Source organism: Streptomyces sp. NBC_01439 (genome assembly GCF_036227605.1).
Classification (GTDB): Bacteria; Actinomycetota; Actinomycetes; order Streptomycetales; family Streptomycetaceae; genus Streptomyces.
On sequence record NZ_CP109487.1, the window covers coordinates 3,699,349 to 3,712,428 of the forward strand.

Here is a 13,080-nt window from a genome sequence, read left to right on the forward strand (position 1 = left end):
ACCGGCCCGGGCCCGGGGGGCTACTTGCCGACTTCCTTCGTCACCAGTGCGATCGCCTCGTCCACGTCGTCGGTGACGTGGAACAGGTAGAGGTCCTTCTCCGAGGCCTTGCCCTGGGCGATGACGGTGCCCCGCAGCCAGTCGATCAGACCCTTCCAGTACTCCGTGCCGAACAGCACGATCGGGAAGCGGGTGATCTTCTGTGTCTGGACCAGGGTCAGCGCCTCGAACAGCTCGTCCAGCGTGCCCAGGCCGCCCGGCAGGACGACGAAGCCCTGGCTGTACTTCACGAACATCGTCTTGCGGACGAAGAAGTACCGGAAGTTCAGGCCGAGATCGACGTGCTGGTTGAGCCCCTGCTCGAAGGGGAGCTCGATGCCGAGGCCGACCGAGACGCCGTTCGCCTCGCGGGCGCCCTTGTTGGCGGCCTCCATGGCTCCCGGACCACCGCCGGTGATCACCGCGAAGCCGGCCTCGACCAGCGCGCTGCCGATCCGCACGCCCGCGTCGTACTCGGGCGAGCCCTCCGGCGTACGGGCCGATCCGAACACGCTGATCGCGGGCGGCAGCTCGGCGAGCGTGCCGAAGCCCTCGATGAACTCCGACTGGATGCGCAGGACCCGCCAGGGATCGGTGTGCACCCACTCGGAGGGCCCGGCCGAGTCCAGCAGCCGCTGGTCCGTCGTACTGCCCGCCTGCACCTGGCTCCGCCTCCTCAGCACCGGCCCGAGCTGCTGCTCCTCGGGCCGACGACGAGCGGAACCCTCGGGACTGCCGTGGTTGCCCATGCTGTGCTCCCTCCTGCTGATCGTTGGATCAGGGTAGGCGCACAAAGGTGACGAGAAGCGGAATTCAGGAGGTCAGCCAGGCGCGGAGTCGTTCCTCGCAGTGCAGGATCGCCTTCGTCTCGACGCGTTCGTCGACCTTGTGCGCCAGCAGGGCGTCGCCCGGGCCGTAGTTGACCGCCGGGACCCCGAGGGCGCTGAAGCGGGAGACGTCCGTCCAGCCGAACTTGGGCATCGCTCGGCCGCCGACCGCCTCCATGAAGGCCTCGGCGGCCGGGTGGGAGAGGCCGGGGAGGGCGCCGGGCGAGGAGTCGTCGACCACGAACTCGGCAATGTCGCAGTCCGCGAAGACCTCCCGCACGTGGGCCAGTGCGTCGGCCTCGGTGCGGTCCGGGGCGTAGCGGAAGTTGACGGTCACCGTGCACGCGTCGGGGATGACGTTGTTGGCGACGCCGCCCTCGATGCGGACCGCGTTGAGGCCCTCGTGGTACTCCAGGCCGTCGATGACCGGCTTGCGGGGCTCGTAGGCCGCGAGTCGGGCGAGGATCGGGCCCGCCGCGTGGATGGCGTTGGAACCCATCCAGCTGCGGGCGGAGTGCGCGCGCTCGCCGGCGGTGCGGAGCAGGACGCGCAGGGTGCCCTGGCAGCCGCCCTCGACCTCGGCGTTCGAGGGCTCCAGCAGGACCGCGAAGTCGCCCGTCAGCCAGTCGGGGTGGGCCGCGGCGACCTTGCCGAGGCCGTTGAGGTCGGCGGCGACCTCTTCCTGGTCGTAGAAGACGAAGGTGAGGTCCCGGTTCGGCTCGGGCACGGTCGCGGCGATGCGCAGCTGCACGGCGACACCGGACTTCATGTCGGTGGTGCCGCAGCCCCACAGCACGTCGTTCTCGTCGAGACGGGAGGGGACGTTGTCGGCGATCGGCACGGTGTCGAGGTGGCCGGCCAGTACGACGCGCTCGGCGCGGCCGAGGTCCGTGCGGGCGACGACGTTGTTGCCGAAGCGGTCCACGGTGAGGTGCGCCAGGCCGCGCAACGCGTGTTCCACGAGGTCGGCGAGTACCTTCTCGTCGCCGCTCACGGAAGGGATGTCGACGAGCCGGGCGGTCAGCTCGGCGGCGTCCAGGGTGAGGTCCAGCTCGGATTCGGACATGGAACTGACCCTAACGCCCCGGGGTGTGGCGAAGCGTCCCTCGTCCGGCCGGTGGACGCGTCATACGCCTCAAGTACGGTGGGCCGCGTGTCCGAGACCCGTGAACCCCGTCCTCGTCGCCGCCGGCTGGTCCGGGCGGCCGTCGGCCTGCTCGTTCTCCTCGCGGTGATCGGGTACTTCGCCGTGCAGCACGATTCGAACGGTGGTGGCGGTGCCCCGTTCTGCGTGGCGAGCGCGGATCCGGTCGGGGCGGACGAAACCTCTGAAACGTACGAAATGTCGCCGGAGCAAGCGGCGAACGCGGCGACGATAGCCGCCGTCGGCGTCGCCAAGGGCCTGCCGGACCGGGCGGTGACCATCGCGCTGGCGACCGCCATGCAGGAGTCCGCGCTGCGCAATCTCGATCACGGCGACCGGGACTCGCTCGGCCTCTTCCAGCAGCGGCCGTCGATGGGCTGGGGAAGTCCGGCGCAGATCACGGACCCGGTGTACTCGGCCGGGATCTTCTACGACCACCTCGTCGACGTGCCGGGGTACTCGCGCCTGCCGCTGACGGTGGCCGCGCAGAAGGTGCAGCGCAGCGGGTTCCCGCAGGCGTACGCGAAGCACGAGCCCGACGCGACCGTGCTGACGGCGGCCTTCGCCGGCGGGGGCACCCTGAACTGCGGCGGGCCCGCACCCACCGGGCCGGGCGACCCGGAGAAGGTACGGGCCGACCTGACCCGGATCTTCGGCAAGGACGGGATGCACACCATGTCCCCGCAGGGCGGCCAGGCCGGGCGGAACACCGGCGGCGGGCAGGTCGCCCCGGAGGCCGAGGTCACCCTGACGGAGAAGAAGAACGGCGGCGAGGACGCGACGCGCCGCAGCCGGGCGATGGCCCACTGGGCGGTGGCCAACTCGAAGGCGATGGGCATCTCCCGGGTGTCGTACGGCCGGCACGGCTGGATCGCGGGCAAGGACCGCGGACGGTGGCAGGAGAAGACCGGCACGGGGACGAAGGACGGCGCCAAGGACCCCCACTACGCGGGTCCGGGCGAGGTGCGGATCTTCATGGCCCGCTGATCCGCTTCGGTGCGGGGCACCAGCCGGGGGCGCCCGGGCTCACGTGCGAGCGATCACTCCCACGGGGGGATCCGTGTAGCGGGTCACGGATCCCGGAATCGGACGGAACCCCTGGTCGGCGCGCATCCAATGCGCTTTTCGCGGAAGCCGATTAAACGATGCGTTACCGATCCTTTACCCACCGGCACCGCAACTCCACCCGCCCCGGGAACGGTTAGCACGGCGTACTCAGCCGCTACCGCTTAGGAGCAACATGTCTCTCCCCCTGACCCGTCGGATCGCCCGTGCCGCGCTGCTCGTCGCAGCCGGGGCAGCGCCCGTGGTCGGTGCGGCCGGCGCGGCCAACGCCGCCGGTCTGGAGTCCGTGCCGCAGCTGGGCCAGCTCACCGCCCCCGACGCCGCCACGGACGCCGTCGGCAGCGCCACCAAGGCCCTGCCGGCCCCCGCCGCCGACGTGGCCGGTACGGCGCAGGGCCTGCTCGGCGGACTGCCCGCGGCGCAGGACCTGCCGGTGTCCTCGCTGCCGGTGTCCTCGCTGCCGACGTCCGGCGGCCTGCCGGCAGGGCTGCCGGGCGGCCTGCCGCTGGGCGGCTGACGCCGTAGGAACCGCCGAGGGGGCCGGGAGTGCGCACCCCCGGCCCCCTCGGGCGTCTGCGTCATGGCGCCCGGCGGTCAGCCGAGGCGCTTGACCGCCGCCTCGACCCGCTCGTCGGTGGCGGTGAAGGCGACGCGCACGAACCGTGCGCCCGCCTCGCCGTAGAAGTCGCCCGGCGCGACCAGGATGCCCAGGCCCGCGAGGTGGGCGACGGTGTCCCAGCAGGGCTCGTCACGGGTCACCCACAGGTACAGGCTCGCCTCGCTGTGCTCGACCCGGAAGCCGTGCGCCTCCAGGGCCGTGCGCAGGGCCGTGCGTCGGGCCGCGTAGCGCTCGCGCTGCTCCTCGACGTGCGCGTCGTCGCCGAGCGCGGCGACCGTGGCCGCCTGCACCGGGGCGGAGGTCATCATGCCGCCGTGCTTGCGGATCTGCAGCAGCTCACCGAGCACGTCCGCGTCACCGGCGACGAAGGCCGCCCGGTAGCCCGCCAGGTTGGAGCGCTTGGAGAGGGAGTGGACGGCGACGATGCCCTCGTACGAGCCGCCGCAGACCTCGTCGTGGAGGACGGAGACGGGCTCGGCCTCCCAACCCAGCTCCAGGTAGCACTCGTCGCTGAAGAGCAGGATCCCGTGTTCGCGCGCCCAGGCCACGATCCGGACGAGGTCCTCCTTGGCGAGGACCTTGCCGGTGGGGTTGGACGGGGAGTTGAGCCAGAGCAGCTTCACACCGGCCGGGTCGAGCTCGGTGCCCGCGGGGTCACTCGCAAATGTCTCAGCGTCGTAGACGACCGGCTCGGCGCCGCACAGCCGCGCGCCGACCTCGTAGGTGGGGTAGGCGAGCCGGGGGTAGGCGACCTTGTCCCCGGCGCCCAGCCCCAGCTGGGTCGGCAGCCAGGCCACCAGTTCCTTGGAGCCGACGACCGGCAGGACGTTGCGGTGTTCGGCGGCGCTCGCGCCGAGGCGGCCGCGGACCCAGCCGGTGATCGCGTCGCGCAGGGCGACGGTGCCCCACACGGTCGGGTAGCCCGGGGAGTCGGCGGCCTCGATCAGGGCGCGCTGGATCAGCTGCGGGACCGGGTCCACGGGCGTGCCGACCGACAGGTCGACGATGCCGTCCGCGTGGGCCGCCGCCGTGGCCTTGTAGGGCTCCAGCTTGTCCCAGGGGAAGGCGGGAAGACGGTCGGATACTGCGGCCACGGTGGTCTCTGCTCTCTCTGAGTGCTGGTGTGTACGGGTGCCGGAAACACGTCGGTCCCGTGCGGCGGGAAGGCCGTACGGGACCGAGGGGCGCATCTGCCTGGAAGGTCAGTGCTCGCCGTTGATACCGGCGGGCAGCGCCGCGACGAAGGGGTGGTCGCGCTCGATCAGGCCCAGCTTGGAGGCACCACCGGGCGAACCGAGCTCGTCGAAGAACTCGACGTTCGCCTTGTAGTAGTCCTTCCACTCCTCCGGGGTGTCGTCCTCGTAGAAGATGGCCTCGACCGGGCAGACCGGCTCACACGCACCACAGTCGACGCACTCGTCCGGGTGGATGTACAAGGACCGCTGGCCCTCGTAGATGCAGTCGACGGGGCACTCTTCGATGCATGCCTTGTCCTTGACGTCGACACAAGGCTCCGCGATGACGTAGGTCACGCTCTCGTTCCTCCTCGGTAGGGCTGTCCATATCGCGCGGGAGCGCGGCGTCGTCGATGCCCGCACCTAGTATCTCCGTTCCCGGGCACGATCCGAACAGGAGGGGCGGACAGAGCTGTGGAAATCACTGCCGGTGGACTGCTGGAGGTCCGTATCACCCCGGCTGACGTGGGTAAACGAGTCTCTGTACGACGGGTGGAGGCCGTAGTGAGCGGATCACCCGAGTTCACGGACACGGTCGGGGTTCTCACATCCTGGGACCAGGGTGTGCTGCTGATCACAAAGAAGGACGGACGATCCGTCCGCATCTCGGAATCTTCGCTGGTCGCGGGCAAGATCGTGCCTCCGGCGCCGGCCCGGCGGCGGGGTCCCGCGGCCTCCTTCGAGGAGCTCTCGCGGGTCGCCGCGCGGGCCTGGCAGCCGCTGGAGAGCGAGCAGCTGGGCGGGTGGACGCTGCGGGCGGCCGCCGGATTCACCCGGCGGGCCAATTCGGTGCTGCCGCTCGGCGACCCGGGGATACCGCTGGACGATGCACTCGCGCGGGTGACCTCCTGGTACGCGCAGCGGTCGCTTCCGGCGTACGTGCAGGTCGCGACGGGGGCCGCGGGCACCCAGGAGATGCTCGGCGCGGAGCTGGAACGGCGCGGGTGGGCGTCCGAGGTGTCGGCGGAGGTCCGGATCGGGGCGCTGGCCCCGGTGGCCGACGTGGACGCGCCCGCGGCCGGGGACCTGCGCCTGACCCGCGTCCCGGACGAGGAGTGGCTCGGGCGCTACGGGAAGGTCAGCGACCCGGACCTGGCCCGGCGGATGCTGGTGGAAGGGCCGTCGGTGTGGTTCGCGGCGCTGCCCGGGGGCCGGGCCATCGGGCGCTGCGTGGTGGACGGGCGGTGGGCCGGCTTCGCTGCGGTGACCGTGGATCCCGCGCACCGGCGGGAGGGCCTGGCGACGGCGGTGATGGCCGCGCTGGCCCGGCGGGCGCTGGAGGAGGGCGCGTCGGCGGCGTGGCTCCAGGTCGAGACGGACAATCCGGGGGCGCTGGCGCTGTACGACGGGCTGGGCTTCGCGAGGCACCACGCGTACCACCACTACCGGGCGGCCTCGTGAGTGCGGCGGGCTGGCGGGAGCAGTTCGCGGCCGAGGCCCGGGCGGAGCGGCCGGACCTGGCGCTGCTGTGCCTGCTGCTGGCCACCGAGGGGGATCCGGCGCTGGACGAACGCGCCATGGACTGGGCGCAGATCGAGCTGGACCGGCTGGCCGGGATGCTGCCGTACGGGCTGCGCGGCGGGCGGGCGTGGGCGAACGCGGTGACGGAACTGCTGGGTGGGCGCCTCGGGTTCCACGGCACCCCGGCGGACTACGACCGGCTGTCGTCCTCGCTGCTGCACGAGGTACTGAGGCGGCGGCGCGGGCTGCCGATCCTCCTGTCGGTGGTGTGGCTGGAGGTGGCCCGGCGGGCCGGGGCGCCGGTGTACGGGCTGGGTCTGCCGGGGCACTTCGTGGTGGGCTTCGGGGACCCGGAGGAGGGCGTGGTGGTGGACCCGTTCGCGGGCGGCGCGTCCCTGGGCACGGGGGCGGCGGAGCTGGCGTCGGGGCCGCGCGAGCCCGCCCGGACGCTGGACATCGTGCAGCGGATCCTGGGGAACGTCCGGGCCTGGGCCTCGGCCCGCCCGGAGCAGTCGGGGGTGGCCCTGTGGGCGGTGGAGCTGTCGCTGCTGCTGCCGTCGCATCCGGCGGCGCTGCGGTACGAGCGGGCGCGGCTGCTGGTGGAGCGGGGCTCCTTCCAGGAGGGGGCGGCCGAGCTCGACGCGTACGCCGGGGTGGTCTCGGCGGTGGACGCCGACGCGGCGGCCCGGATCCACGCGGAGGCCGCCTCCGCCCGCGCCCTCCTGAACTGACCGGGCTCCGCCCCTCGCCTCGCCGGCGCTGGTTCCAGCCTCGCCGGCGTGGCTGAAGTTGGCCCCGGAGCAGCCGGATGAGGTGGCGGGGCCGGGTAGCCGGCGGGGCTGCGGGGGCTAGAGCCAGCCCTTTTCGCGGGCCACGCGCACGGCTTCGGCGCGGTTGCGCGCCGCCAGTTTCTGGATCGCCGTCGAGAGGTAGTTGCGGACCGTGCCCTGGGACAGGTGGAGCCGCGCCGCGAGTTCCGCGTTGGTCGCGCCGCTCTCCGCCTCCCGCAGGACCTCCCGTTCGCGGTCCGTCAGCGGGTTCGCGCCCTCCGCGAGGGCGGCCGCGGCCAGGGTGGGGTCGATGACGCGCTCCCCCTGGAGGACCTTGCGCACGGCGGCCGCCAGCTGCGCGGCCGGGGCGTCCTTGACCAGGAAGGCGGAGGCGCCCGCCTCCATTGCGCCGCGGAGGTAGCCGGGGCGGCCGAAGGTGGTGAGGATGACGATCCGCAGGGCGGGGAGTTCGGCGTGCAGGGCGGCGGCCGCCTCGATGCCCGTCATGCCCGGCATCTCGATGTCCAGCAGGGCCACGTTCACGTCGTGCGCGCGGGCCGCTGCCAACACCTCGTCACCGCGGGCCACCTGGACCCGTACCTCGATGTCGGGTTCCAGGCCGAGCAGCGCGGCGAGGGCCTCGCGGACCATCGACTGGTCCTCCGCCAGGAGGATGCGGATGGGACGTGAGGTCATGGTCGCGATCCTAGGGGGACTCGGGCGGTGAGGGCGAAGCCGGTCCGGCCGGTGGGGCCCGCCGACAGGGTGCCGCCGAGCGCCTCCAGACGTTCCGTCAGGCCGGTCAGGCCGTTTCCGGGGCTGCACTGGCCGCCGCTCGTGCCGTCGTCCGTGACGGTCAGCTGCAGGACCGGCCCGTCGAGGGTCTGGCTGGTCTCCAGCGTGACCCGGCAGCGCTTGGCTCCGCTGTGCCGCACCACGTTCGTCACCGCTTCGCGCAGGGACCAGGCCAGGGCCGCTTCCGCCGCCTCCGGGAGGTCGTCGGCCGGCGGCGGCGGGAGGTCGGCCAGGACGCCCGCCGCGGCCAGGGCCGTGCGCGCGCCGGCGAGTTCGCCGGGCAGGGTGGGCCGCCGGTAGCCGCTCACCGCTTCGCGCACGTCGACCAGCGCCTGCCGGCTGACCTGCTCGATGTCGGCGACCTGCTGGGCGGCCGCCTCCGGCTGCCCGGGCAGCATCCGGCCCGCCAGCTCGCTCTTGAGCGTGATCAGCGACAGCGAGTGCCCCAGCAGGTCGTGCAGGTCGCGGGCCATCCGCAGCCGTTCCTCGTTGGCCGCGAGCTGGGCCACGGTGGCCCGGGCCGCGCGCAGCTCCAGCGTGGTGCGGATCATCGCCCGGATCCCGACCATCGCGTAGCCGCCCATGAGGGCGGGGATGAGCAGGCCCGCCAGGTAGGCGGTGCCGTCCGGGACCGCGTTCGCCGTGATCGCCAGCAGGGCGGTGGTGCCGAGGACGGTCCAGCGGGAGTACTGGGCCGGCAGCGCGGCTCCGGAGGAGATGGACACGTAGACGAAGAGGACGAGCCATTCGCGGCCCAGCGCCAGCGACAGGACCACGGCCACGGCGGAGAGCACCGTCAGGGAGAACAGCACCCGGCGGACCGGCAGCGGGGGGACGGTGTGGAAGACCAGCACCAGGTACCAGACGACGAAGACGGCGAGGCCCAGGCCGCCGAGCACCCGGGCCCCGGGGCTGTGCCCGCCGCCGGCCAGGTCGGCGACGGGGGCGCTCAGGTAGAACAGCCAGACGCTGATCCAGAGCACCTTCACCATCTTCTGGTGGCGGTTCTCGGGCCGCTTGGCGAGTTCCGAGAAGTCCCGGTCGTCGTCTTCCTTCGTCAGCGCCACGGGTTTCATGCCTTCAGTGAGTCCTTGCGGTACAACCAGGCGGCCGCACCGGTGAACAGTACGAAGTACACCGCGAGGAGCACCACGTCCCCGGCCCGGGGCGCGCCGCCGAGCTCGATGGCCTGGCCCAGGCCCGCGTAGGCGTGGGTGGGGAGCCACTCGCAGATGTTCTGGAGCCACTGCGGGAAGTTCGCGGTGGGCATCCACAGGCCGCCGAGGATCGACAGGGCGAAGTAGACGAGCATCGTGATGGGGCGGACGTTGTCCCCGCTGGCCAGGTAGCCGAGGGCGACGCCGAGGGCGGCGAAGACCAGACTGCCGGCCCAGATCGAGCCGGTGAGGGCGAGCCACTGCCAGGCGTCGAACCGTACGCCCTTCACGGCGGCCGCCACCGCGAAGACGACCAGGATGGCGGGGAGCGAGAGCACTCCGGCGCCCGCCGTCTTGGCGAGGACGTAGCCGCGGCCGGGGAGGGCGGTGAGGCGCAGCTGGCGGACCCAGCCCTTCTCCCGTTCCTTGGCGATGCGTTCGCTGTTGCCCATCAGGACGGCGGTCAGGGCGCCGAAGGAGGCCATGGCGACCATGTAGAAGGCGGGCATGGTCAGTTCGGTGCCCATGACCTTGGTGGTGCCGTCGAGGGTGCCGCCGAGCATCAGGAACAGGGCGGCCGGGTAAAGGATCGTGAAGAAGAGGTACTTCTTGTTCCGCAGGGCGCGGACGATCTCCAGCTTGATGAGGGCGTTCACTGGGTGGCCTCCTCGGCCTCGGTGAGGGCGATGAAGGCCTGTTCCAGGCCGAGGCCCGCGACCTCCAGATTACGGGGGTACAGCCCGAGCGCGTAGACGGCGTGGACGGTGGCATCGGCGTCGCGGGACTGGATGCGTACGGTGTCGCCGTGGTGCTCGAAGGCCGTCAGGAAGGGCAGGGCGCGCAGGCGCTCGATGTCGGTGCCGGCGGCGCCGGGCAGGTCGAAGGAGATCTTCCGGGCCCCGGCCTTGGCCTTGATCTCGGCGGCGGTGCCGTCCGCGAGCAGCCGGCCCTTGCTGAGCACCAGGACCCGGTCGGCGATCGCGTCGGCCTCTTCCAGGTAGTGGGTGGCGAAGAGGACGGTGCGGCCCTGGTCGGCCTGTTCCCGCATGGTGGCCCAGAAGGCCTGGCGGGCGGTGACGTCCATGCCGGTGGTCGGCTCGTCGAGCACGATCAGGTCGTTGTGGCCGGCCGTGGCGAGCGCGAAGCGCACGCGCTGCTCCTGGCCGCCGGAGAGCTTGTCGACCCGGCGGTCGGCGATCTTGTCGATGCCGGCCCGGGAGAGCACCTGGTCGACCGGGTGCGGCCGCGGGTGCAGGGCGCAGCCGAGGGCGACGACCTCCCGCACGGTCACCTCCTCCATCAGGCCGCCGCTCTGCAGCATCGCGCCGACCCGGCCGGCGGCGACGGCCTCGCGCGGGGTGGTGCCGAAGATCCGGACGGAGCCGGAGTCGGCGGGGCGCAGGCCGAGGAGGAGGTCGAGGGTGGAGGACTTGCCGGCGCCGTTGGGGCCGAGGAGCGCGACGGTCTCGCCCGGGTGGAGCGTGAGGGTGAGGCCGTCGACCGCCCGGACCGTGCCGTAGTTCTTGGTCACGTTCTCGAAGCTGACCGCGCTGTCGGTGGTGGGCTTCGCGATGCGTGTCGCGGTCGTCGTCGTCATGGAAAGAGGTTCGCCCGTACGGGGTCCCGCGCGGCAGTGTCGGGCGTCGTGCGTGCCGGATGACAGATGTCATGCGGTGGACGTGACGGTGCCCCCGCCCGTGATGCGGGCGGGGGCACCGGTCGGCCGATCCGCAAGGGACCCGGCAAGGTCCGGAGGGACGGCTAGTTCGGGTTGGTGTCGACGACCGTGGTGCGTTCGGCCGCGGTCTTGCCGCGCAGCGCCTTGCCGAGGGCGCCGGCGATGTCCTGCGGGGTGACGGCCGTCTTCTCGCCGGTGCCGCGGGTGATCAGGATGCCGTCGAAGGTGTTCCCGTAGGTCGCCTTGAGCGCCTCCAGGTCGAACTTCTCGACCAGGCGGCCGTCGACGGGCTGCATGCTGAGGATCTTGGGCAGGGACCTGGCTCCGAAGGCGATGGACTTGGTGCCCACCTTGACGGTGGCGTTCGCGGACATCGCGGGCTCGGCGAACTCCTTCATGGCCCGGTCCAGTTCGGCCTGGCCGATGGCCGGCGCCTTGGTGGTGGTAGGCAGTTCCGCCACGGCCGCCTTGCCGGTGGCGACCTGCTCCTTGAAGGTCTTGACCACCAGCTGGACGGAGGCGTCCACGTCGAGGGTGGTGCCGGAGGTGCCGGGGACGGCGACGGCCTTGCCGGTGTCGAACTTGATCGTGCCCTCGGTGGCCGTACCGGAGGTGCCCGCGAGTTCCTGCAGCGCGACCCGGAGCTTCTCCTCGTCGGTCGGCATCACGGGGTCGGCGACCCGCTCGTTGCCGAGGAGCGAGCCGATGACCGTGATCGGGTTGTAGTCGCTGCCGGCGGCGTTGCGGACGGTGGTCTGGGCGTCGAGCGTCAGACCGGCCTTCTCGGGCTTCAGCTCGACCGTCTTGCCGCCGACGCTGAGCTGGATCGGGGCCGTTGCACGGCTGCCGAAGGCGGTCTGGAGCTTGGAGACGGCCTCGTCGCGGCTGCCGCTGATGTCGACGCGGAGGACGGTGGTGCCCTTGGGGACGTCGGAGTGGTTCAGGAGCAGCCCGGCGCCGTAGGCCACGCCGATGAGGGCGATGACACCGCCGCCGAGCAGGACCAGCTTGGAGCGGCCCTTCTTGGCGGGCTTGTCGGTGGCCTTGGGCTGCGCGGCCGCGGGGCGGGGGGTGGCCGGCGCGGGGGCCGGTACCGGGGTCGGCAGCGGGCCGTCCAGGTCGGGGCCGGGCCACTGCGGAGCGTCGTCGAAGGCGGCCGCGGCGGCCGGACCGCCGACGGGGCCGCTGCCGAAGCCGGGGCCGCCGGTGGGTCCGGCGGGGCCGCTGCCGTAGGCCGGGAACGCCTCGGTGACGGGGCCGGTGTCGCCCTGGCCGTCCCCGTACGCGGGGAAGCCCTGGGTCGTCCCGACGCCCGGGCCGCCGGGCATCGGGGCCGGGGGCGCGGAGGCCTGGGCGAAGCCCTGGCTGTAGTCCGTCACGGGCGGCGGCGGGGTGCGCGGCGGCGCGAAGGCGGCGTCCGGTCCGGGCACCGGCGGGGCCTGGGTGCGCTGCGGCGGCGGGAAGCCCCCGCCCGGCATGACCGGCGGAGTGGGCGTCGGGGTCGGCGTCGGGGACGGCGTCCGGGTGGGCAGCGGCCGCTGCGCGAGCGGCGGGGCGGCGGCGGCCGGCGGCATCTGGGCCGCGGCGGGGGCCGGTGCGGGTGCCGGGCCCGGGGCGGCCGGCTTGCGGGGGGCGAACCAGTTGCTGGCCGGCTCCTCGGCGTCGGCTGACGCCGGGGCGGGCGCGGGCGCCGGGGCGCCGGCCGGCTCCGGGGCGGCCTCGATGCGGGTCGGCTGCGGCCCGCGCCGCTGCGCGAGCGGCGGCGGGGAGGCCTGCTCGGGCTTCGCCTCCGGCCCGGTCTGCTCGCCGGCGCCGGCCGAGCCGGAGCCGGGGCCCATCGCCTTGCGCACGACCACCGGCGGGATCGGCCGCGAACCCGGGATGTTGATCCGGATCCGGGTCGTCAGGGTGGTCTCGGTCTTGGGCCCGTCGGAATCGGGCGTGGACGGCTTCGAGGTCACAGCGTTCTCCTCCGGAGCGGTCGCCGCAGCGTCCGTGGACGGGTACTGGCCGGTTCCGTACGGCGGTGTACCCGAGGGGTAGGCGGCTCCACCGTGCCCCTTGGGCCCGGAGGACGAACTGTCGGTTTCACGACTCAAGGCAGGTTCTCCCGGTTGGCTCCGCCGCCCGTCGTACCGTGCGCGGGCAGCTCGGCGGCCCGTCCACCATACTGGCCGCCGCCCGCACGCAACTGACTGGCGGGAATCAGGGGTTCCTGATAGCGCCCGTCAAACCCCTCTGAAGTGCCCGGGAGCATCCGCGCGCGCCCCGCGGCGAACCTCCCTACGAG

Annotated in this window: 13 protein-coding genes; 4 read left to right on the forward strand and 9 right to left on the reverse strand. The window is 73.0% G+C overall.

Going from position 1 to position 13,080, the window contains the following annotated elements; translation table 11 throughout:
• Positions 1 to 20: 20 nt before the first annotated feature.
• Together OG207_RS16025 and dapE are read right to left on the reverse strand one after the other, a co-directional pair.
• The gene (locus OG207_RS16025; protein WP_329099204.1) at positions 21 to 788 is read right to left on the reverse strand and encodes a TIGR00730 family Rossman fold protein; all 768 of its coding nucleotides are present in this window, start codon (positions 786 to 788) and stop codon (positions 21 to 23) included.
• A gap of 64 nt (positions 789 to 852) precedes the next feature.
• Positions 853 to 1,932: a succinyl-diaminopimelate desuccinylase gene (gene dapE / locus OG207_RS16030; protein WP_329099205.1), complete on the reverse strand. Its 1,080-nt coding sequence runs from the start codon at positions 1,930 to 1,932 to the stop codon at positions 853 to 855.
• An 87-nt stretch (positions 1,933 to 2,019) separates the two neighbouring features.
• Between dapE and OG207_RS16035 the strand changes: the two genes are divergently transcribed.
• Positions 2,020 to 2,997 carry a hypothetical protein gene (locus OG207_RS16035; RefSeq protein ID WP_329099207.1) on the forward strand — a complete coding sequence of 326 codons (978 nt, stop codon included), beginning with the start codon at positions 2,020 to 2,022 and terminating at the stop codon, positions 2,995 to 2,997.
• Positions 2,998 to 3,250: 253 nt separating this feature from the next.
• Positions 3,251 to 3,592, forward strand: a complete 342-nt coding sequence (locus tag OG207_RS16040) for an ATP-binding protein (RefSeq protein ID WP_329099209.1) — start codon at positions 3,251 to 3,253, stop codon at positions 3,590 to 3,592.
• A gap of 77 nt (positions 3,593 to 3,669) precedes the next feature.
• On the opposite strand, the gene dapC is transcribed toward OG207_RS16040, so the two are convergent.
• The gene (dapC, locus tag OG207_RS16045; protein ID WP_329099210.1) at positions 3,670 to 4,788 is read right to left on the reverse strand and encodes a succinyldiaminopimelate transaminase; all 1,119 of its coding nucleotides are present in this window, start codon (positions 4,786 to 4,788) and stop codon (positions 3,670 to 3,672) included.
• A gap of 108 nt (positions 4,789 to 4,896) precedes the next feature.
• Positions 4,897 to 5,226, reverse strand: coding sequence for a ferredoxin (gene fdxA, locus OG207_RS16050; protein ID WP_030011906.1), 330 nt, complete (start codon positions 5,224 to 5,226; stop codon positions 4,897 to 4,899).
• Between the two features lie 117 nt (positions 5,227 to 5,343).
• On the opposite strand from fdxA, the gene OG207_RS16055 reads away from it, so the two are divergent.
• Positions 5,344 to 6,330: a GNAT family N-acetyltransferase gene (locus OG207_RS16055; RefSeq protein WP_329099212.1), complete on the forward strand. Its 987-nt coding sequence runs from the start codon at positions 5,344 to 5,346 to the stop codon at positions 6,328 to 6,330.
• Entirely contained in the window at positions 6,327 to 7,121 is a 795-nt protein-coding gene (locus tag OG207_RS16060) for a transglutaminase-like domain-containing protein (RefSeq protein ID WP_329099213.1), read from the forward strand. The genes OG207_RS16055 and OG207_RS16060 overlap by 4 nt, the downstream gene beginning before the upstream one ends.
• 117 nt (positions 7,122 to 7,238) lie before the next feature.
• On the opposite strand, the gene OG207_RS16065 is transcribed toward OG207_RS16060, so the two are convergent.
• From OG207_RS16065 to OG207_RS16085, 5 genes are all read right to left on the reverse strand, one after another.
• Positions 7,239 to 7,856, reverse strand: coding sequence for a response regulator transcription factor (locus OG207_RS16065; RefSeq protein ID WP_301366865.1), 618 nt, complete (start codon positions 7,854 to 7,856; stop codon positions 7,239 to 7,241).
• The gene (locus OG207_RS16070) at positions 7,853 to 9,031 is read right to left on the reverse strand and encodes a sensor histidine kinase (protein ID WP_329099216.1); all 1,179 of its coding nucleotides are present in this window, start codon (positions 9,029 to 9,031) and stop codon (positions 7,853 to 7,855) included. The genes OG207_RS16065 and OG207_RS16070 overlap by 4 nt, the downstream gene beginning before the upstream one ends.
• Positions 9,028 to 9,768: an ABC transporter permease gene (locus tag OG207_RS16075; RefSeq protein ID WP_329099217.1), complete on the reverse strand. Its 741-nt coding sequence runs from the start codon at positions 9,766 to 9,768 to the stop codon at positions 9,028 to 9,030. The genes OG207_RS16070 and OG207_RS16075 overlap by 4 nt, the downstream gene beginning before the upstream one ends.
• Entirely contained in the window at positions 9,765 to 10,709 is a 945-nt protein-coding gene (locus OG207_RS16080) for an ABC transporter ATP-binding protein (protein WP_329099218.1), read from the reverse strand. Before OG207_RS16080 ends, OG207_RS16075 begins: the two co-directional genes overlap by 4 nt.
• 164 nt (positions 10,710 to 10,873) lie before the next feature.
• The gene (locus OG207_RS16085; RefSeq protein ID WP_329099219.1) at positions 10,874 to 12,751 is read right to left on the reverse strand and encodes a hypothetical protein; all 1,878 of its coding nucleotides are present in this window, start codon (positions 12,749 to 12,751) and stop codon (positions 10,874 to 10,876) included.
• Between the last annotated feature and the right edge of the window lie 329 nt (positions 12,752 to 13,080).